The organism is Schaalia hyovaginalis (assembly GCF_014208035.1).
Taxonomy (GTDB): Bacteria; Actinomycetota; Actinomycetes; order Actinomycetales; family Actinomycetaceae; genus Pauljensenia; species Pauljensenia hyovaginalis.
Map to the genome: position 1 here is coordinate 1,367,426 of NZ_JACHMK010000001.1, position 17,810 is coordinate 1,385,235.

A 17,810-nucleotide genomic window follows, 5' to 3' on the forward strand; every position below is an offset into this window, starting at 1 on the left:
CCCGTGTTAAAGTCTTCCTCGTCCGAAAGCGAGTCCTTTTCGCCGAAGGGCGAGTCACCTGCGCGGGTGGCGGAATAGGCAGACGCGCTAGCTTGAGGTGCTAGTCCTCGTATTAGAGGGTGGGGGTTCAAGTCCCCCTCCGCGCACAAGGGGAGAGCCCGGAGCCGAAAGGTCCGGGCTCTCGTCGTTCCCCCGGCCGATGGCGCACGGCGCCGCCGTCGAGCCGGATGCGGGAGGAAGGAGCCCTCGTGCACATTGACTACTGGTTCGATCTGACCAGCCCCTGGTGCTACCTCGGACTGCGTCACCTTCGAAGCGCGCTGTCCGGCTTCGCCCACGCCGACGAGGTCGAGGTCGCGCTTCACGCCTTCCTCCTCGATCCCGAACTCGTCCCGTCGGAGGCGCTCCCGCGCCGCGTCCACCTCATCGAGAACGTCGGGCTCACCCTCGAAGAAGCCCGCGACCTCGACGCCCGCCTGATCGAGCTGGGGCGCGCCGAAGGCCTCGCCCTGGACCTCGACCACGCCCTGGTCGTCCCGACGTCCAACGCGCACCGGGCGATCGCGGCCGCCGCCGATTGGGACCTCGAACTCGGGGCGACGACGGGCGCCGATACCTACGGCCTCAAACTCGCCGAGGCGATCCACCGCTCCCACTTCGAGATGGGGCTCGACGTCTCCGATCCGGACGTCCTCGTCGGCTGCGCGCAGGACGTGGGGATCGAAGCCGAACGCATCGTCGCCGCCCTCGCCTCCGTGGAACACGGGTCCCGCGTCTTCTCCGACTTCCAGATCGGAGCGCAGATGGGCATCGATCTGGTCCCCACCTATCTCATCGATCAGCGCTTCCTCGTCCAGGACCATCAGACGGTGACGGCCATGGGCAATATCCTGAACGCCGCATGGACCAACTCGGGAAAGGAACAGTGATGACCGCCCTCGAAGCCGCGACCCTGCGTTCCGCCCGGCTGCTCCTCGATCCCATCGGAGCGGACGACGCGGAAGCACTCACCGAGATCCTCCAGGATGAGCGGATCTCGCTCACGACGACCGTTCCCCATCCCTACACGATCGACATGGCCGAATCGAACCTCGCCCTCTCGCCCGCCAAGTGGGAGGCGGGCAGCGCCGATTTCGCGATCCGAGCCGCCGACGATTCGCGCCTCCTGGGCCGCATCGAGCTCATCCGCGGGGCGCGCGACCCGAAGAGCGTCGAACTGGCCTACCTCATGCGCGCCGACGAATGGGGCAAGGGCTACATGACCGAGGCAGTCGGGACGGCCGTCGACTACGCCTTCACAACGATGAACGCCGAGCGGGTCGAGTGGTTCGCCCACCTCGGCAATTGGGCGTCCTGGAAACCGGTGTGGCGCAACGGTTTCAAGCGCGAGGGCGTGCGACGACGGGCCGGCGGCCCCGACCTGTGGGCGGCGGCCCTCCTCAAGACCGACCCGCGCGAGCCCGCGGCGCCCTGGGACGGTCCCGGAGCGGGCCGCGGCCCCGCCCTCGACCCGACCCGCCCCATGGCTCTGGTCGAGCAATTCCACCGGACCTACTCCATGCCCGTGCGGCTGGGGACGGGCGCAGAGCCGAGCATCGACTACGAGCGCCTCGGGATGCGCATGTCCCTCATCGCGGAGGAGTTCGCGGAACTCATGGGCGCCGTCTACGGGCCCGAGGCGCGCAGGATCGTCGAGGGGGCGAACGCCGCCGCCGTGGCCTCCGACGATCGCACGCGCGACCTCGTCGAAACGGCGGACGCGCTCGCCGACCTCGTGTACGTCATCTACGGGATGGCCCTCGAATCGGGGATCGACCTGGACGCCGTCCTCGCCGAGGTGCAGGCGTCGAACCTGTCCAAGCTCATGCCCGACGGCTCGGTCAAGCTGCGCGAGGACGGGAAGGTGCTGAAGGGCCCGGATTTCTTCGCGCCCGACGTGGCGCGCGCCCTCGGCCTCCGGCCGCGGCCGGCCGACGACGCGCGGTGACGCTGCTCCCGAGCGCATCGGCCCGCTCGATGACACAATAGGAACGACTCGAAGGCGAAGGAGAGATTCAGTGGCTCGTGTTGTCGTAATCGGCGGAGGCTACGGTGGCATCACCGTGGCCAAGGGACTCGATCCGGTCGCCGAGGTCATCCTCGTCGAGCAGAAGGACCAGTTCGTCCACCATGCGGCGGCCCTGAGAGCCGCCGTTGACGAGGTGTGGGAGCAGGCGATCTTCATGCCCTACTCCAATGTCCTGACCCGGGGCGAGTTCGTGCACGGCACGGTGTCGCGGGTTGAGGGGACGAGCGTGCACGTCTTCGGCCGTGAGCCGATCGAAGCGGACTACGTCGTCCTCGCGACCGGGGCGACCTACCCCTTCCCCGCGAAGTACTCCTCGTCGAGGTCCGTCGTCGCGAAGGCGCGTCTCCACCAGCTCCATGAGGATCTCGCAGGCGCGCGTTCAGTCATGCTCGTCGGCGGCGGGACCGTGGGCATCGAGTTCGCGGGCGAGCTCGCGCACACCTTCCCGGATCTTTCGATCACGATCGTGGAGAAGACCGACACGATCCTGGGCACCCCCGGCTATTCGGACGAACTGCGCGCGGAGATCACCTCGCAGCTCGACGAGCTCGGCATCCGCGTGGTGACCGGCTCCGAGCTCGCCTTCCTCCCGCCCCACAACGTCGGTGAACTGGGCCACTTCCAGGTCAAGACGGTCGCCGGCGATCAGATCGAGGGCGACATCTGGTTCCAGTGCTACGGGTCGAGGGCGGCCTCCGGCTTCCTCGCGGGAACGGATTACGAGGCGCAGCTGCACCCGAACGGGACCATCCGCGTCGATCCGAACCTGCGCGTCATCGGGCACGATCGGACCTACGCCGTCGGAGACATCACGGATGTCCGCGAATCGAAGCGCGCCGATGCCGCCCGCCAGCAGGCCCGCGTCGTCATCGCCAACATCTCCGCTCAGATCGCGGGTGAGACGCCCGAATCCGTGTACGAGCCGACGAAGGAATGGGTGATCCTCCCGCTCGGTCCGAACATGGGCGCCTCGCAGCTCATCGACTCCGAGGGGGTGTCGAGGATCGTCGGCGCCGATCAGACGATGGAGATCAAGGGCGCGGATCTCATGGTGTCCGTTATCCGCTCGCAACTCAATCTGCCCTGATCCGAAACGCCCGCTCACGGTAGGATCGTCGTATGACTGAAGAATCGGGCCTCGCTCTCGAGCGTCTCATCGCCGCATTCCACGAGCACTACCTGATCGCCCGGGCGGGCGATCAGGCGGATGCCGAATCCCTGGTCGCGGCCGAGGAGGCCCTGCGCGACGCCTTCTTCACCTACGACGACGAGCTGTTCACCCGCTTTGGAGTCGAGCTGCCCTTCGACCTGCTCGACGATGAGTTCGACGATGAAGAGGACGACCTCGAAGAAGAGGAAGCCGAGGACGGCGACGACGGTTTCATCGACGTCGACGACTGAACCCGCTCCCTCCCGGGCCCGGAGCCCTCCTCCCGACGCGGAAATGTTGACATTCGTCGACTATTGCAGCGCTTCTTCGGGCGCTAGTCTTGTTCCGAGGAGGCCGAGCGAAGGTGTCGGCCGCTGGATGGAGGTGGAAACGCCTCGTTTTTCATGGGTGAGCGCTTTGCGCGCTTCGCCGTTCATCTTCTTTGGCTCTGCGGGAAAAGGTCAGAACAACTAGAGAGGAGATGGATGATGCATCCGCTCACCCGTACAGGAATCGTCATCGCAGGAGTGGGACTCGTCCTGCTCCTCATCGTCCAGGTCCTCTTGCGCGTGCTCTCAGCCGACACTGGGGCGAACATCGGCCTCGGAATCCTCGGCACCGCCTCCTACATCGCGATCGCCTTCGGCGTCATAGCATTCATCGCCGGGCTCCTCATGCGCTCAAGGCGCGAAGAAGAGGACTTCTGACATGACGGAACAGGCGGCCGCCCGCGAACTCTAACGGGCGGCCGCCTGAGTATGCCGCCGATCGCATTCGACGTCGAGCGCGCTTCTCGGCTGCGCCCGGCTCAGCAAAGCGGGCGGGGACTGAAGGCCGTCTTCTCACAAGCCCGCGATCTCGTCGAGCACCGAGCGGATCGGAGCGGGGATCGCCTCACCGGACTCCAGATTCACCTCGAGCTGGCGCAGGGTGCGCGGACCGATGAGCGCCGAGGTCACGGCGCTCGAATCACGGACCCACGACAGGGCCAGGTCGAGCGCACTGCGGTCGAGCCCCTCGGCGGCGCGGGCGACGCCCTCGACGAGGGCGCGCGGCCCCGAACGCAGATGCGGGTCGACGAGCGCGCGCAGATGCGGCGACGCGGCCCTCGAATCCGGGGGAGTGGAGTGCCGGTATTTCCCGGTGAGGACGCCGCCCGCGAGCGGCGACTGGGCGATGACCCCCATGCCCAAGCGCCGGGCGCGCGTGACGAGCTCCGACGAATCCTTCGCCGTCAAGAGCGAATAGGGGACCTGGACGACGGCGGGCCTGACATCTGCGACATCGTCGAGGAGCGTGATCGCCCTGGCCGCATCCCACAGGCCGAAGCCGTTGAGACCGATGTAATGGGCGCGCCCGGAGCGGTGCGCGGCCTCCAGGGCGCCGAGAGTCTCCTCGAGGGGAACGGCGGGGTCGAAGCTCGCCAGCCACAGATCGACCTCGTCGATGTCGAGCCGGGCGAGCGCATCGTCAAGGCTGCGGAGCATGTCGCCCCTGGCGCCCGAGGAGGTCCAGCTCCCCGAATCGAGGCGCCTGGAGGCGCCCCTCATCGCAACGACCGTCCTGTGGCGCCCCACGCGCGCGAGCGCGGAGCCGAGGACGTCGAGGGCGCGACCGTCACCGTCCAGGGGGGAGACCTCCACGAAGGTCCCGCCCGCTTCGACGAAACGGGCGAGCATGTCACAGGCTTCAGGCGCTTCGGTGTCCCGCCCCCACGTGAGCGCGCCGAGTCCGACGGCCGACACGCGCAAGCCCGATGTCCCGCACTGACGAATCTCCATGCCGCCAGCCTACTCGGCCCGAAGGGGCTCGGGCCCGCGTGTCGGGTCCCACACCCGACTTCGACGAAGGAGCGCGCCCGGGCGCGATGACGGTCATAGGGTGGCACCCATGACCTGGTTCGACGCGATCCTCCTCGGCCTCATTCAAGGCCTGACGGAATTCCTCCCCATCTCCTCGTCCGCGCACCTGCGGATCTTCGGCGAACTCTTCGGCTCGAAGGACCCGGGCGCTGCTTTCACGGCGATCACGCAGATCGGCACCGAGACCGCGGTGCTCATCGTCTTCTGGAAGGACATCGTGAGGATCCTGTCGCGCTGGTGGAGGGCCCTGCCCTTCCACGCCGCTGAATCGCGAATCCCCTCGACTGATCCCGATGCGCGCATGGGATGGATGATCATCGTCGGATCACTGCCGATCGGCATCCTCGGCCTCGCCCTGCAGGACTGGATCGACACCAGCTTCCGCAACCTCTGGATCACCGTGGCCATGCTCGCCGTCTTCGGCATCCTCCTCGGACTCGCGGACCGCTTCGCCCCGCTCAAGCGCAATCTCGACGAGATGAGCTGGAGGGACGCGATCCTCTACGGATGCGCACAGGCGATGGCGCTCATCCCCGGCGTGTCCAGATCCGGCGGGACGATCACCATGGGGCGCGCGCTCGGCTACACGCGCGAGGCCGCCGCCCGCTACTCCTTCCTCCTCGCGATGCCCGCCGTGTTCGCCTCGGGCCTGTACAAGGTCTACAAGGTCGTCGCAGGCGGCGAGCAGATCGCCGTCGGGCCGACGATCATCGCGACCCTCATCGCCTTCGGCGTCGCCTGGGCCGTCATCATCTGGTTCCTCAAGCTCGTGTCGACGAAGTCGTACAAGCCCTTCGTCTACTACCGGATCGGACTGGCGCTCCTCGTGGCGATACTCCTGGGCGCGGGGGTCCTCACCGCGACCTCGACGGCCTTCGCCTGAGGCCTTCGCTGCGGCCCCGAGCCCCTCGTCCCCGGGCTCACGCCCCGCGGGCGACGCGAGTGCGCAGCAGACGCTCGAATCCGCCCTCGGGGGGTTCGGGCGTCCGCCCGTCGAAGAGCGGGCACAGGGACTGCAGATGGCACCAGGGGCACAGGGGATTGCTCCGGGGGGCGAAATCCCCGCGTTCGGCATCCCTTTCGATCCGTGCCCACAGGGCGTCGATCTCCTCGCTGAAGCGCGCGATGTCGGCGGCGGTCGGATCGAAGGTGAGGACCTGCCCGGTCCGCAGATACACCAGCTGAGTCCGCGCGGGAAGACGCGAGACCAGGGACAGCAGCAGGGCGTAGAAGCGCATCTGGAAGAGCGCTTCATCCTGGAAGCGCGGTGAGGGCGCCTTGCCGGTCTTGTAGTCGACGACGCGCAGCGCGCCCTCGGCGTTGGAATCGATGCGGTCGATGAATCCGCGCAGTCGCACCCCCGAGGGCGTGACCGCCTCGACGAGCTTCTCACGCGCCGCGGGGGCCAGCCACTGAGGATTCTCGATCGCGAAGTAGCCGGAGACGAGATCACGGGCGCCGTCGATCCAGGCCGCCAGATCCGCCTCACCCTCGAAGAGCTCAAGGACGCGGGGGTCCGTCTCGCGGGTCGCCCGCCACTGGGCCTCGAAGAGCTCGAGGGCGGCCTCGGCGCTGCGCTCGGGCGCGGGAAGATCGAAGAGGCGCTCGAGCACCGAATGGATGAGCGTGCCGAGGGCCGTGTGCCGCGTCGGAGGGTCTTGAATCCGGTCCACGACGTGCAGGCGGTACTGCAGGGGACAGCGTTCGTATTCCTTCGCGCGTGAGGCGGACAGGGCCGGCCCCTGCAATCCGGCGGTGCGCTTCGTCGAAGCGGATGCGTGCGAGTTCATGCCCCCACGCTAACGCCCGCCGCCCTCGTCTGCGGATCTCACACGGGCCGGGATCGACTTCGGCGGTAGAATCGCCGGGATGAACACGACACCCCTGAACGAGTCCCCTTCGGCGCCCATCGGACAGCAGCGCAGGCGCGGGCCGCTTGCCGAGGGCGATCGGGTGCAGGTGAGGGACCCGAAGGGACGCCTTCACCAGGTGATCCTGGTGGGAGGGGGCACCTTCCAATCGAATCGCGGATCCTTCAAGCACGATGACGTGATCGGCCTGCCCGACGGCCAGGTGATCGAAACCGAAGAGGGCCGCCAGTTCCAGATCCTGCGCCCCCTCCTCGTGGACTACACGATGGCGATGCCCCGCGGCGCGGCGGTCGTCTACCCCAAGGACGCGGGGACGATCCTCCATATGGCGGACATCTTCCCCGGCGCGAGGGTCGTCGAAGCCGGTGCCGGTTCCGGAGCGCTGTCGATGGCGCTGCTCAACGCCGTGGGGCCCCGGGGGAGCCTCGTGTCGGTCGAGCGCCGCCAGGACTTCGCCGACATCGCGCGTGCGAACGTGGACCTCTGGTTCGGGGCCGAGCACCCCGCGTGGGACCTGCGCGTCGGCGACCTCGACGCCGAACTGGAGACGATGGAGGCCGACAGCGTCGACCGCGTCGTGCTGGACATGCTCGCCCCCTGGGAGAACATCGAGGCCGTGGCCCGCGCGCTCATTCCCGGCGGCGTCCTGTGCTGCTACGTCGCGACGGTGACCCAGCTGTCGCGCCTCACCGAGGACCTGCGCGCCTCGGGCAGATTCACGGATCCGGTCGCCTGGGAGGACATGCGGCGCGAATGGCATCTCGACGGCCTCGCGGTCCGCCCCGAGCACCGGATGGTCGCCCATACGGGCTTCCTCCTCATCACCCGTTCGCTCGCCCCGGGGATCTCGCCGCAGGCGCGTTCGACGCGTCCGGCGAAGTCCTCGGAGGGCATGGGCGGCCAGTGGGACGGGGAGGCCGGCTGGTCCGAGCAATCCGTCGGAGTGCGCGTCTCCTCGGAGAAGAAGATCCGCAAGGTGCGCCGCGATGTGACCGCGAAGGCCGACACCTGGGTCGACGGAAGGGAGGGCGCCAATGAGTGAGGACTTCCACGCCACTCGCATCGATGAGCTCCAGCGCCTCGTCGTATCGCTCGAGGAGAAGAACGGCCGCCTCGCCGCCGCCCTCACGCAGGCCCGCGGGGAGCTCGTGAAGGCCCAGTCGCAACTGCTCGAGGTCAACCGGCCGCCGCTCACACTCGCGATGTTCCTGCGCTCGGACCCGAGCGCGCGAGAGATCGAGGTCGTGCTGAACGGCCGGCGCATGCGCCTGGCCGCGGCCCCCGGGCTCGACCTCGCCGCACTGTCGTACGGGCAGCTCGTCCGCGTCGACGACAAGCTCGTCGCCGTCGCCCCCGATCGTTTCGCGCGGACCGGTTCGATGGCGTCCGTCCTCGAACTCGTCGGGCCCGATCGCGTCCTCGTCGCCTCCCAGGCCGGCCAGGAGCACCTCCTTGTCCTCGCGGGCCCCCTCAGGCACGGGAATCTGCGCCCCGGCGATTCGCTCGTGGTCGACCTGCGCGCCGGCGTCGCCCTCGAGAAGGTCGTGCGCTCGGATGTCGAGCAGCTCCTCACACCCGAGGTGCCCGACACGACCTATGAGGACATCGGCGGTCTGGACGCGCAGATCCAGCAGGTCCGCGATGCGATCGAACTCCCGCTCACCCATCCCGAGCTGTACCGCGCCTACGGCTTGCGCCCGCCCAAGGGCATCCTCCTGTACGGGCCCCCCGGTTCGGGCAAGACCCTCATCGCGAAGGCCGTTGCGAACGCCCTGTCCGCGAAGGGCTCGGGGAAGAGGACCTGCTTCCTGTCGATCAAGGGCCCCGAACTGCTCAACAAGTTCGTGGGGGAGACCGAGCGCCAGATCCGCGCGATCTTCTCCAGGGCCCGCTCCCTGGCCGCGGGGGACGTTCCGGTCGTCGTCTTCTTCGATGAGATGGAGGCCCTGTTCCGCACCCGCGGAACCGGCGTCTCCTCCGATGTGGAGACGATGATCGTGCCCCAGCTCCTCGCCGAGATGGACGGTGTCGAGGCCCTCGACAACGTCGTCATCATCGGCGCCTCGAACCGCGCGGACATGATCGATCCCGCGGTCCTGCGGCCCGGACGACTGGACGTGCGCATCCGCGTGGAGCGCCCCGATCGCGCGGGCGCCCGCGACATCATGGCGAAGCACCTCCGGTCCGGTCTTCCGGTGCGCTCCGACGAGATCGCGCGTACCGGCTCGGCCTCATCCGCGATCGGGGGGATGATCGACGCCGCGGTCGAGCGCCTGTTCACCGAGGACTCGTCCACCGCCCTCTTCGATGCGAGGCTCGCCTCGGGCAGGCGCATGCGGATCCACCTGTCCGACGTGGTCTCGGGGGCGATGATCGCCGGAATCGTTGAGCGGGCGAAGAAACTCGCCATCAAGGACTCGCTTTCGGGCGCGGCCCCCGGGCTCGCGGTCGAGCACGTCCTGGCGGGCGTCGACGAGGAGATGCGCGAATCGATCGAACTGGCGCAGACCTCCTCCCCGGATGACTGGGCGCGCACGATCGGCCTGAGGGAAGAGATCGTCTCCATCGCACCGGTGAAGGACTGACATGAGGATCATCGGAACCGAGACCGAGTACGGCATCTACCGCCCGGGGGACCCCTGGGCCAATCCGATCGCCCTGTCCGCGCAGGCGGTCCGCCACTACGCCGAGATCTCCCGGCGGGGAACCGCCGCCGAGGGGGCGCCGCCGGTGAGATGGGACTACACGGGCGAGGACCCCCTCAACGACCTGCGCGGGATGAGGATGTCGAGGGCGGCGGCCGACCCCTCCCTGCTCACCGACGATCCGTACCGCCTCGCGCCCTCGGGGGGCTCGGAGAAGATCGCACGGCCGACGCCGGAGGAACTCGCGCTGCCCGCCCAGACGACCGCGGTCCTCACCAACGGCGCGCGGCTCTACGTCGATCACGCCCACCCCGAGTACTCGTCCCCGGAGGCCCTCGGCGCCCTCGACGCCGCGCTGTGGGATCGGGCGGGCGAGGTGATCGCCCAGCGCATCATGACCAGGGCCGAGCAGGCCGGCGAGCCCCTCGTCCTCGTCAAGAACAACACCGACGGCAAGGGCGCGGCCTACGGCACCCACGAGAACTACCTCATGCGCCGCGACGTCGATTTCGACGAGGTCGTGCGCGGCCTCACCCCCTTCTTCGTGACGCGCCCCGTCATCTGCGGGGCCGGCCGCGTCGGCATCGGCCAGAAGTCGCAGATCCCCGGCTTCCAGATGTCTCAGCGCGCCGACTTCGTCGAGAACGAAGTCGGCTTGGAGACCACCTTCAACCGCCCAATCATCAACACCCGCGATGAGCCGCACGCGAATCCCGCTTCGCACCGGCGCCTCCATGTGATCGGCGGCGACGGCAACATGTTCGACGCCTCGATCCTCCTCAAACTGGGAACGACCTCGCTCGTCCTGTGGGCGATCGAACAGGGCATCGGCCTGCAGTGGGACGCCCTCGTCCTCGACGATCCGGTGGCGGAGACCTGGAACGTCTCGCATCACCCGGATCTCGACTACCGGCTCTCGACGGCCGGAGGGGGCTCCTACACGGCCGCCGAGCTCCAGCAGGTGATCCTCGACCTCGTCGTGGAGACCTTCGACCGGCTCGGGCAGACTCCGGACGAGGGCGACCGGGCCGTGCTAGAACTCTGGCAGTCGGTGCTCGATCGCATGCGCGCCGACCTCTTCTCCGTCGCCGCCGAAGTCGAATGGGTCGGCAAATACGCCCTCCTCGGGCGCCTCAAGGAGCGTTCGGGACTCGAATGGTCCGACCCGCGTCTTCAAGCGATGGATCTTCAATGGGCCGACCTGCGCCCGGAGAAGTCGCTCGCCCTCAAACTCTCGCGCGCAGGACGGGTGAGGCGCCTCTTCACCGACGAGCAGGTCGAGGAGGCCGCCGACAAGCCGCCGGCGAACACACGCGCGGCGATCCGAGGAGGGGCCGTCTCCTCGCGGCCCGATCTCGTCAAGGCATCCTGGAGCTCGCTCGTCGTCGACCCCGGCGCAGGCGACCTGATCCGTTACCCGATCGCGGATCCCTGGGCGGCGGCCCGCCCCTGACCGCGGATATTCGAAGGAGACAATGATGGACATCACCCAGCTCTTCGCACCCTCCGCAGATCCGGACGACCCGGACGGCGTCGAGGCCGCCGGGCGCGTCACGGCGCGCGCCGAGTCGCTCGACGACATCCTCGACGAGATCGATTCCGTGCTGGAGACGAACGCCGAGGCCTTCGTCCAGGGATTCGTCCAGAAGGGCGGCCAGTGAGGTGAGGCGCCGCGTCGTCGGAATCGAGACGGAGTACGGGCTGATGGCGGCCCGGGCCGATGGGGGAGCATCCGCGATGGATGCCGAGCACGCCGCTCAGCACCTCTTCCAACCGCTGCTCCGCGCCGGACGCAGTTCGAACCTGTTCCTCGCGAACGGCGGGCGCCTCTACCTCGACGTGGGCGCGCACCCCGAATACGCGACCGCCGAATGCGACCGTCTGGAGGACCTGCTCGAGCAGGATCGGGCCGGTGCCGCGATCCTCGCCGAGCTCGCACTGCGGGCCGATGAGTCCTTCGCGGAAGTGGGCGCTCCGGAGCGTCTTCACCTCTTCCGGAACAATCTCGACGCCGAGGGCAACTCCTGCGGCTGCCACGAGAACTACCTGCTCCATCGGCGCAGGGACTTCCGTCAGGTCGCCGACGCGCTCATCACCTTCTTCATCACGCGGCAGATCCTCGTCGGCAACGGGAGGATCCGGATCGGGGCCTCGGGGGCCCATCTCGTCTTCTCGCAGCGCGCCGAGCAGATGTGGGACGCGGTCTCGGCCGCCACGACCCGGTCCCGGCCGATCATCAATACGCGCGATGAGCCCCTGGCGGATTCGGGCTCCTACCGGCGCATGCACGTCATCGTGGGCGACACGAATGTCGCAGAGCCCACCACCGCGCTCAAGATCGGCGCGACCGAGATGCTCCTCCAGGCGGTCGAAGACGGATTGCGCATCGAGGACCTCGCCCTCGCCGACCCGATGCGGGCGATCCGCGAGGTCTCGCTCGACCTCAGCGGCCGCACCGAGGTCGAACTCGCCGACGGCAGGAGGATGAGCGCGACCGCGATCCAGAAGGAGATCCGGGATCGCGTCCTCGCCTCGCTCGCTCCGGGAAGCCTCGACGAGATGCACGCCTACGTCGCCGATCTGTGGGGGCGCGGGATCGCGGCCCTCGAGTCGGGGGACTGGTCCGGCATCGATACCGAGCTCGACATCGCGATCAAGAAGAAGCTCCTCGAGACCTATGCGGCGCGCCTGGGCGCGGGCCTGGCGGATGCGCGCATCCGGCGTCTCGACATGTCCTATCACGATATCACGGATGCGGGGATCGTGAAGAAACTGGAGAAGGCCGGTCTTGTTCGCCGGCTCACGACCGACGAGGGCGTCAGGCACGCGATGACGAGGGCGCCGCTCACGACGCGCGCGCATCTTCGAGGACGGATCGTCGCCGCGGGAGAGGCCGCGCGGACGGATGTCACGGTCGATTGGGTGCATGCGCGCCTGGACGATCAGTCGACCCCGCCGCTCACCCTGAACGACCCTCTCGCCAGTGAAGATCCCCGCGTGGACGCCTTCATCGAGAAGATCTCATCATCGGCGCCGGTGCTTCCAGCATGAGCGGACCCGGGCTTCCCCCCTCCTTCCCCTCGCGGCGCACGGCTCAACCCCCTCGCCCGCGCAGGCGCTTCAGGCCGCTCGTACTGCTCGTGGTCCTCGCCGTGACACTGGCGGCCGCGGCGGGCGTCTGGCGCCTCCTGCCTTCGAGGAACGGCGTCGAAGGGACCCTTCAGGAGCTGATCGGCCCCTTCGACCGCATCTCCGTCTCCGGCCGCGTGGGAGCAACGCCCGTCGTCGACTTCTTAGGACCGGTCCGGACCTCGGCGGTCAAGGTCCGCGAGCTCATCGCCGGTGACGGCCGCGAGATCGAGCAGGGGACCCCGGTCCTCCTGTCGATCAGCGCCTTCGACGCAACGACGGGAGAGAACCTGGCCGAATCGGCACGGCCCGATCTCTTCGTGGGCACGGCGACGCCGGAGGAGCTGGGTGCGGATCTCGCGTCTCTCGTCATCGGCCGAAAGGAGGGGGAGCGCCTCCTCGCGATCCACCCGGTCTCCCAGGAATCGGGGCGGACGGCCAGTGAAGTCGTGGTCGTCGACATCCTCTGGACGACCGCGAAGGGCGCAGAGGACACCGTCAACGAATTCGGCGCGGTATCGGTGGCGATGAGCCCGACGGGCCCGATCGTCTCCCACGATGAGAAGGCGCCGGACGGTTTGACGGTTCAGAGCCTCATCGTCGGCGATGGCCCCCAGGTCGGAGTCGACGACTCCATCGTCGCCCAGTACCAGGTGGTGGGGTGGACGGACGGCGCGGTCCGCTCGTCGACGTGGCGCACGGGAATGCCGGAGGTCATCGCACTGCCCGAGGCGATGAAGGGACTCGTGCAGGGGGTGACGGACCGGCGCGTCGGATCGCGTCTGGCGATCACCATCCCCGCGGACTTCGCCTCCGGGGACGACACCCTCATCGTCGTCATCGACATCCTGGGAACGGAGCCGAGGTCCTCCTCGGATCCTGAGAGCGCGCCCGGCGAGGCCGCGCAGTCGAAGTAGGATCGGCCCATGTCTGTCGCTCTGCGCATCATCCCCTGCCTCGATGTCGATGCCGGCCGTGTCGTCAAGGGGGTGAATTTCGAGAACCTCCGCGATGCCGGGGACCCGGTGGAGCTCGCCCGCCGTTACGGCGGCATGGGCGCAGACGAGATCACCTTCCTCGACGTCTCCGCCTCGGTCGAGGGCCGCGCGACGATGCTCGACGTCGTGTCCGCAACCGCTGAACAGGTGTTCGTCCCCCTGACGGTCGGAGGAGGCGTCCGTTCCGTCGACGATGTGGCGCGCCTGCTCGCGCACGGCGCCGACAAAGTGGGGATCAATACGGCGGCGATCACGGATCCGGATCTGCTCAGCCGCGTCTCGGACCGTTTCGGCGATCAGGTGATCGTCCTGTCCGTCGATGCGAGGCGCTGCCCCCGGGGCGTGAGCACCGCATCGGGCTTCGAGGTCACGACCCACGGCGGGAAGCGCTCGACGGGCATCGATGCGCTCGAGTGGGCCAAGCGCGCCGAGGCGCTCGGGGCGGGCGAGATCCTCCTGAACTCGATGGACGCCGATGGCGTGCGCCGGGGCTTCGACATCGAGATGCTCCGTCTCTTCCGCTCCGAGGTGAAGGTCCCCCTCATCGCCTCGGGCGGGGCGGGCGCGGCCGAGCACTTCGTCGAGGCGGCGCGCGCCGGCGCGAACGCCCTGCTCGCCGCGTCCGTCTTCCACTTCGGGACGGTGGGGATCGACGAGGTCAAGCTCGCCCTCGATCGCGAGGGCTTCGACGTGAGGATCTGAACGCGCGAAGAGAGCCCGGGGCGCCTGTGGGACACTGGACCCATGCTCACGTGGATGACTGCGGGCGAGTCGCACGGCCCCGCCCTCGTTGCTGTGATTGACGGCGTGCCCTCCGGCTTGGAACTGACCACCGCCGACCTGGAGCGCGCCCTGGCCCGCCGCAGGCTCGGCTACGGCCGGGGCGCCCGCCAGGCCTTCGAGCGCGACGAGGTCCGCATCCTCTCGGGGGTGCGCCACGGGCGCACGATCGGATCCCCGATCGCGGTGGAGATCGCGAATTCCGAATGGCCCAAGTGGCGCACGGTCATGGCGGCCGACCCCGTCGATCCCGCGGAGCTCCTCATCGACGCGGGCACGGGGGACGAGCGCGAGATCGCCCGCAACCGTCCGCTCACGCGCCCGCGCCCCGGTCACGCCGATCTTGCGGGGATGCTCTCCTACGACCTGCCGGAGGCCCGCCCGGTCCTCGAGCGGGCGAGCGCTCGCGAGACCGCGGCGCGCGTCGCGCTCGGGGCGATCGCCGAGGCGCTCCTCGCGCAGGCGGGCGGGATCGAACTGGTCGCGCACGTGGTCGCGGTCGGCCCCCTGCGCGCCGAGGGCGAGCTCCCGCGCCCGCAGGACGCGGAGGCGCTCGACGGGGCGCGGATGCGGGCCCTCGATCCTCTGACGGATCAGGCCTTCGTCGATCTCGTGGACGAGGCGAAGGTGCAGGGCGACACCATCGGCGGCGTCGTCGAGGTCGTCGCCTGGGGCGTGCCCGTCGGACTGGGCTCGCACGTCGCGGCCGCGCGACGACTCGATGCCGCGATCGCGCAGGCGGTCATGTCGATCCAGTCGGTGAAGGGCGTCGAGATCGGGGACGGCTTCGCCCAGGCGGCCCTGCTCGGTTCGCAGGCGCATGACGAGATCCTCAAGAGCGCCGATGGGCGCCTCCACCGCGCTTCGAATCGGGCGGGCGGGATCGAGGGCGGCACCTCCAACGGCGAAGCGATCGTGGTGCGCGCGGCCTTCAAACCGATTTCGACGGTTCCGAGGGCCCTGCGCAGCGTGGATCTGGCGACGGGCGAGGAGGCCCGCGGACTTCATCAGCGCTCCGACACCTGTCAATTGGTGCCGGGTGCGCTCATCGTTCAGGCGGAGCTCGCCCTGGTCCTGGCCGACGCGCTCTTCGCGCACGCGGGGGGCAATTCCGTCTCCGAGATGAAACGCAATCTGACGGCCTACCTCGAGCGAGTGGCGGAACGCGCATGAGGGGCCTGGAACTGCCGATCGTCCTCGCGGGCCTTCCCGGGTCGGGCAAGTCGAAGGTCGGACGCATCCTCGCGAAGATGCTCGGCGTGGAGCACGTGGATACGGACGATCTCATCGTGGCCGAGGCGGGGGTCCCGATCGCGCGGATCTTCGACGAGGAGGGGGAGGAGGCCTTCCGGCTCCGGGAGGCGCGCGCCGTCGAACGGGCCCTGTCCCTGCACGCCGTCGTCTCCCTGGGGGGAGGGGCGGTGACGACCCCGCGTGTGCGCGCCCTCCTCGCCGATGCGAGTGTCGTGACGATCGACGTCGAGCACGACGAGCTCCTGCGGCGCGTGACCCGCGAGTCGCATCGGCCGCTCCTGCGCGAGGATCCGGAGGGGGCGCTCCGGCGTTTGAGGAGCGAGCGCGAGCCGTATTACCGCGAGGTCGAGAAGCTTCGTGTCCCCTCGGATTCGGGGCCCGCCGTCGAGGTGGCGGAGAGGATCTTCCGCATGGTCGAAGGCGTTTTCACGACTGTGCCGGTCGAAGGCGAAGCCCCCTATGACGTGCTCATCGGCAGGGCCATCCCCTCGCGCTTCGTGCGAGAGGCGCTGCGGCCGGAGGCGACGCGCGCGCTCATCGTTCACGCCCCCGAACTCGATGGCCCCGCTCGGGCTCTGGCCGAGGACCTGCGCGCAGGGGGGCTGAGCGTCCATCTCGCCTCCCATCCCCGGGGTGAGGCGGCCAAGTCCCTCGAGGTCGTCGAGGGCCTGTGGGGGCTCGCGGGCGAGCTCAAGCTCGGGCGGGCCGACGCCATCATCGCAATGGGCGGCGGAGCCACGACGGATATGGCGGGATTCGTCGCCGCGACGTGGTTGAGGGGCATCGATTTCTGTTCGCTTCCCACGACTTTGCTCGCCATGGTCGATGCGGCGGTCGGCGGCAAGACCGGCATCAACTCCTCCGCGGGGAAGAACCTGATCGGCTCCTTCCACCCCGCCCGGCGCGTCCTGTGCGATCTCGAATACCTGAAGACCCTGCCCGAGGCCGAGTTCCGCGCGGGCCTGGGAGAGGTGGTGAAGTGCGGGTTCATCGCCGATGAGGCGATTCTCGAGATCATCGGGAGGGCCGATGAGGGGGCCCTCATCGACCCCGCGTCCCCCGAGGTCGCCGAGCTCATCGGCCGCGCGATCGGAGTCAAGGCGAAGGTCGTGTCCGCGGACCTCAAGGAATCGGGCTTGAGGGAGATCCTCAACTACGGCCACACTTTCGCGCATGCGATCGAACGCTGCGAGGACTACTCGGTGCGGCACGGCGAGGCGGTCGCGATCGGCTGCGTCTTCGCCGCCCGTCTCGCCCAGGCCAGGGGCATGCTCACCCCCGCCGAGGTCGAGCGGCACATCGCGGCCTTCACGAAGGCCGGATTGGCGACGACCTACTCGGGCGCGGCTCTGAGCGATCTGACGGATGCCATGCTCTCGGACAAGAAGGTGCGGGCGGGCGCGCTGCGCTTCGTCCTGCTCGAGGGGATCGGGAATCCCCGGACCGTGAGGATCGATCCGAGTGAGCTCGCGCTCCCCGCATCGCGGATCGGGGTGAAGCGATGACGGGTGCTCCCAGAATCGTGCTGCTCGGCGTTTCCGGGGCCGGCAAGACGAGCGCGGGCAGGATCCTCGCCGAGCGCCTCGGCGCGGATTTCGTCGATGCCGATGACCTGGTCGCGCAGGAGGCGGGCGCGCCGCTCGCCGAGCTCGTCATCGCGCGGGACCCGCGGCTGGAGCGCTTGAGGCGGTCGGCCGCGCGGCGGGCGCTCGCGCGCCCCGGCGCGGTCGTGGCCCTCGGTGCGAGCCAGATCGAGGACGCCGACACCGTCGACGGCATTCGCGAGGCCAAGACGCGAGGGGCCTTCGTCGTCGAGCTCGTCGCCGATACTGCGGAGGTCGCCCGGCGCACGGGCCTCAACCGCCCTCGATCGGTGGGCCTGGGAGCGCCGAGGGCGATGCTGACCGCGATGATCGCCGCCCTCCATGAGCGCTATGCGGATGTGGCGGATTCGTCAGTGCCAACGGGGGGCGCGGACCCCGCCCTCGTGGCCGATCGGGTGCTGGGGGAGTGTAGACTAGCGGGCGATTCCCCGAACAACCGAGATTGAGGT

General features: G+C 69.0%; 18 protein-coding genes and 1 tRNA gene. 17 read left to right on the top strand and 2 right to left on the bottom strand.

Going from position 1 to position 17,810, the window contains the following annotated elements; all coding sequences use genetic code 11:
* Nucleotides 1-60: 60 nt before the first annotated feature.
* The 6 genes from HD592_RS05860 to HD592_RS05885 all read left to right on the top strand — a co-directional run bounded on the left by HD592_RS05860 (nt 61) and on the right by HD592_RS05885 (nt 3,925).
* A tRNA-Leu gene (locus HD592_RS05860) sits at nt 61-146 on the top strand.
* Between the two features lie 102 nt (nt 147-248).
* Nucleotides 249-929 carry a DsbA family oxidoreductase gene (locus tag HD592_RS05865; RefSeq protein ID WP_277299118.1) on the top strand — a complete coding sequence of 227 codons (681 nt, stop codon included), beginning with the start codon at nt 249-251 and terminating at the stop codon, nt 927-929.
* Nucleotides 929-1,987 carry a GNAT family N-acetyltransferase gene (locus HD592_RS05870; protein ID WP_184452490.1) on the top strand — a complete coding sequence of 353 codons (1,059 nt, stop codon included), beginning with the start codon at nt 929-931 and terminating at the stop codon, nt 1,985-1,987. The genes HD592_RS05865 and HD592_RS05870 overlap by 1 nt, the downstream gene beginning before the upstream one ends.
* Nucleotides 1,988-2,057: 70 nt before the next feature.
* On the top strand, nt 2,058-3,155 hold the full coding sequence (locus HD592_RS05875) for an FAD-dependent oxidoreductase (protein ID WP_184452491.1): 1,098 nt from the start codon (nt 2,058-2,060) through the stop codon (nt 3,153-3,155).
* A gap of 32 nt (nt 3,156-3,187) precedes the next feature.
* A complete protein-coding gene (locus tag HD592_RS05880) occupies nt 3,188-3,469 on the top strand; it encodes a DNA primase (RefSeq protein ID WP_184452492.1) in 282 nt (93 codons plus the stop codon).
* A 234-nt stretch (nt 3,470-3,703) separates the two neighbouring features.
* Nucleotides 3,704-3,925 carry a hypothetical protein gene (locus HD592_RS05885; protein WP_184452493.1) on the top strand — a complete coding sequence of 74 codons (222 nt, stop codon included), beginning with the start codon at nt 3,704-3,706 and terminating at the stop codon, nt 3,923-3,925.
* Between the two features lie 135 nt (nt 3,926-4,060).
* Here HD592_RS05885 and HD592_RS05890 read toward each other — a convergent pair whose 3' ends face one another.
* A complete protein-coding gene (locus HD592_RS05890; RefSeq protein WP_184452494.1) occupies nt 4,061-4,999 on the bottom strand; it encodes an aldo/keto reductase in 939 nt (312 codons plus the stop codon).
* Between the two features lie 109 nt (nt 5,000-5,108).
* On the opposite strand from HD592_RS05890, the gene HD592_RS05895 reads away from it, so the two are divergent.
* On the top strand, nt 5,109-5,963 hold the full coding sequence (locus tag HD592_RS05895) for an undecaprenyl-diphosphate phosphatase (RefSeq protein WP_184452495.1): 855 nt from the start codon (nt 5,109-5,111) through the stop codon (nt 5,961-5,963).
* Between the two features lie 37 nt (nt 5,964-6,000).
* Here the strand turns inward: HD592_RS05895 and HD592_RS05900 are convergent, their stop codons facing one another.
* Nucleotides 6,001-6,870 (bottom strand): RecB family exonuclease, encoded by an 870-nt coding sequence (locus HD592_RS05900; protein ID WP_184452496.1) that lies wholly within the window; start codon nt 6,868-6,870, stop codon nt 6,001-6,003.
* A 79-nt stretch (nt 6,871-6,949) separates the two neighbouring features.
* Here HD592_RS05900 and HD592_RS05905 point away from each other — a divergent pair, with 79 nt between their 5' ends.
* Genes HD592_RS05905 through HD592_RS05950 form a run of 10 tightly spaced genes read left to right on the top strand, consistent with a single transcriptional unit; the run spans nt 6,950 to nt 17,807 of the window.
* Nucleotides 6,950-7,993, top strand: coding sequence for a tRNA (adenine-N1)-methyltransferase (locus HD592_RS05905; RefSeq protein WP_184452497.1), 1,044 nt, complete (start codon nt 6,950-6,952; stop codon nt 7,991-7,993).
* Complete coding sequence (arc, locus tag HD592_RS05910; RefSeq protein ID WP_184452498.1) at nt 7,986-9,536, top strand: proteasome ATPase; 1,551 nt, start codon at nt 7,986-7,988, stop codon at nt 9,534-9,536. The genes HD592_RS05905 and arc overlap by 8 nt, the downstream gene beginning before the upstream one ends.
* 1 nt (nt 9,537) lies before the next feature.
* Nucleotides 9,538-11,049: a depupylase/deamidase Dop gene (gene dop / locus HD592_RS05915; RefSeq protein ID WP_184452499.1), complete on the top strand. Its 1,512-nt coding sequence runs from the start codon at nt 9,538-9,540 to the stop codon at nt 11,047-11,049.
* Nucleotides 11,050-11,074: 25 nt separating this feature from the next.
* Nucleotides 11,075-11,257: a ubiquitin-like protein Pup gene (locus HD592_RS05920; RefSeq protein WP_184454496.1), complete on the top strand. Its 183-nt coding sequence runs from the start codon at nt 11,075-11,077 to the stop codon at nt 11,255-11,257.
* Nucleotide 11,258: 1 nt separating this feature from the next.
* Nucleotides 11,259-12,647, top strand: coding sequence for a Pup--protein ligase (gene pafA / locus HD592_RS05925; protein ID WP_184452500.1), 1,389 nt, complete (start codon nt 11,259-11,261; stop codon nt 12,645-12,647).
* A complete protein-coding gene (locus tag HD592_RS05930) occupies nt 12,644-13,642 on the top strand; it encodes an FKBP-type peptidyl-prolyl cis-trans isomerase (protein WP_246429995.1) in 999 nt (332 codons plus the stop codon). The genes pafA and HD592_RS05930 overlap by 4 nt, the downstream gene beginning before the upstream one ends.
* A 9-nt stretch (nt 13,643-13,651) precedes the next feature.
* On the top strand, nt 13,652-14,425 hold the full coding sequence (hisF, locus tag HD592_RS05935; protein ID WP_184452501.1) for an imidazole glycerol phosphate synthase subunit HisF: 774 nt from the start codon (nt 13,652-13,654) through the stop codon (nt 14,423-14,425).
* A gap of 42 nt (nt 14,426-14,467) precedes the next feature.
* Nucleotides 14,468-15,676, top strand: coding sequence for a chorismate synthase (gene aroC, locus HD592_RS05940; protein WP_184452502.1), 1,209 nt, complete (start codon nt 14,468-14,470; stop codon nt 15,674-15,676).
* Complete coding sequence (gene aroB, locus HD592_RS05945; protein ID WP_184452503.1) at nt 15,673-17,262, top strand: 3-dehydroquinate synthase; 1,590 nt, start codon at nt 15,673-15,675, stop codon at nt 17,260-17,262. Before aroC ends, aroB begins: the two co-directional genes overlap by 4 nt.
* A complete protein-coding gene (locus HD592_RS05950; RefSeq protein ID WP_184452505.1) occupies nt 17,259-17,807 on the top strand; it encodes a shikimate kinase in 549 nt (182 codons plus the stop codon). The genes aroB and HD592_RS05950 overlap by 4 nt, the downstream gene beginning before the upstream one ends.
* Nucleotides 17,808-17,810 lie beyond the last annotated feature (3 nt).

Bases quoted from the DNA above. Each gene is read 5' to 3' on its own strand.
- dop (WP_184452499.1), top strand. From the start codon at position 9,538: ATGAGGATCATCGGAACCGAGACCGAGTACGGCATCTACCGCCCGGGG.
- HD592_RS05885 (WP_184452493.1), top strand. From the start codon at position 3,704: ATGATGCATCCGCTCACCCGTACAGGAATCGTCATCGCAGGAGTGGGA.
- HD592_RS05880 (WP_184452492.1), top strand. From the start codon at position 3,188: ATGACTGAAGAATCGGGCCTCGCTCTCGAGCGTCTCATCGCCGCATTC.
- HD592_RS05950 (WP_184452505.1), top strand. From the start codon at position 17,259: ATGACGGGTGCTCCCAGAATCGTGCTGCTCGGCGTTTCCGGGGCCGGC.
- aroB (WP_184452503.1), top strand. From the start codon at position 15,673: ATGAGGGGCCTGGAACTGCCGATCGTCCTCGCGGGCCTTCCCGGGTCG.
- HD592_RS05920 (WP_184454496.1), top strand. From the start codon at position 11,075: ATGGACATCACCCAGCTCTTCGCACCCTCCGCAGATCCGGACGACCCG.
- HD592_RS05930 (WP_246429995.1), top strand. From the start codon at position 12,644: ATGAGCGGACCCGGGCTTCCCCCCTCCTTCCCCTCGCGGCGCACGGCT.
- HD592_RS05870 (WP_184452490.1), top strand. From the start codon at position 929: ATGACCGCCCTCGAAGCCGCGACCCTGCGTTCCGCCCGGCTGCTCCTC.
- hisF (WP_184452501.1), top strand. From the start codon at position 13,652: ATGTCTGTCGCTCTGCGCATCATCCCCTGCCTCGATGTCGATGCCGGC.
- HD592_RS05900 (WP_184452496.1), bottom strand. From the start codon at position 6,870: ATGAACTCGCACGCATCCGCTTCGACGAAGCGCACCGCCGGATTGCAG.
- HD592_RS05905 (WP_184452497.1), top strand. From the start codon at position 6,950: ATGAACACGACACCCCTGAACGAGTCCCCTTCGGCGCCCATCGGACAG.
- HD592_RS05890 (WP_184452494.1), bottom strand. From the start codon at position 4,999: ATGGAGATTCGTCAGTGCGGGACATCGGGCTTGCGCGTGTCGGCCGTC.
- HD592_RS05895 (WP_184452495.1), top strand. From the start codon at position 5,109: ATGACCTGGTTCGACGCGATCCTCCTCGGCCTCATTCAAGGCCTGACG.
- aroC (WP_184452502.1), top strand. From the start codon at position 14,468: ATGCTCACGTGGATGACTGCGGGCGAGTCGCACGGCCCCGCCCTCGTT.
- arc (WP_184452498.1), top strand. From the start codon at position 7,986: ATGAGTGAGGACTTCCACGCCACTCGCATCGATGAGCTCCAGCGCCTC.